The sequence below is a fragment of the Sphaerochaeta sp. UBA5849 genome, assembly GCA_002432715.1.
Lineage (GTDB): Bacteria > Spirochaetota > Spirochaetia > Sphaerochaetales > Sphaerochaetaceae > Sphaerochaeta.
Genome location: DJGJ01000005.1, coordinates 27,992 through 28,583, shown reverse-complemented (window position 1 = coordinate 28,583; position 592 = coordinate 27,992). Strand labels below are relative to the sequence as shown.

The window sequence follows — 592 nt, the reverse complement described above, 5'->3', positions numbered from 1 at the left end:
CGAGAAGCTGGACAAAAAAGGGAACTTCGTCGGTGACGGGGATGCCTACCATGCAGTGCTTTCGCGTCTCTACTCCTACAGCCCCAACGCTTCGGAGCACTCGCTCTCCGATTGAGTCAATCTGATCCGAGGCTTGATGAAGGGAGTGAAAGAAGTCTACCAGCAACTCAGGCATCGCAACCTCGAAGAGGAGGCAAAGCAGTTCGAGTGTCCCCTTGTGGTGGTCAATGCTGCATACGACTACAGCTGCGTAGCCTCCATCACCGAGCGATGGTTCTCCAAAACAAGCGCTCCAACAAAACGCCACCTCTGGCTTGAGCAATCCGGGCACAACGGTGTGTACGATCCGTCGGTGTTCATCGACTTCATGGTCAACGAAGTATTGCTACTGAAAGACTGAGAAATATTTGTATGCCTCTTGCCTGAAGCAGTTCACCCCTCCTCTCTCCTTTTATTGCAGGGAGGAGGCACGTGAGGGAGGTTTGAGCGAAAAGAGAACAACGATTAGTCGTTATTCAACACCTTTCTCTACCAGTTTATAAGCAATATATAATATTATTCTTGATATTTGCTTATAATTTGCTTATATTAT

1 protein-coding gene is annotated in these 592 nt (G+C 48.1%); it reads left to right on the top strand.

Annotated features, from left to right (window positions below; all coding sequences use genetic code 11):
- Positions 1–136: 136 nt before the first annotated feature.
- Positions 137–400 carry a hypothetical protein gene (locus B3K89_RS00675; protein ID WP_345906917.1) on the top strand — a complete coding sequence of 88 codons (264 nt, stop codon included), beginning with the start codon at positions 137–139 and terminating at the stop codon, positions 398–400.
- Positions 401–592: the final 192 nt, after the last annotated feature.

What these genes read in the sequence shown, in the direction of transcription:
- B3K89_RS00675 (WP_345906917.1), top strand. Translation starts at nt 137, where the DNA reads ATGAAGGGAGTGAAAGAAGTCTACCAGCAACTCAGGCATCGCAACCTC.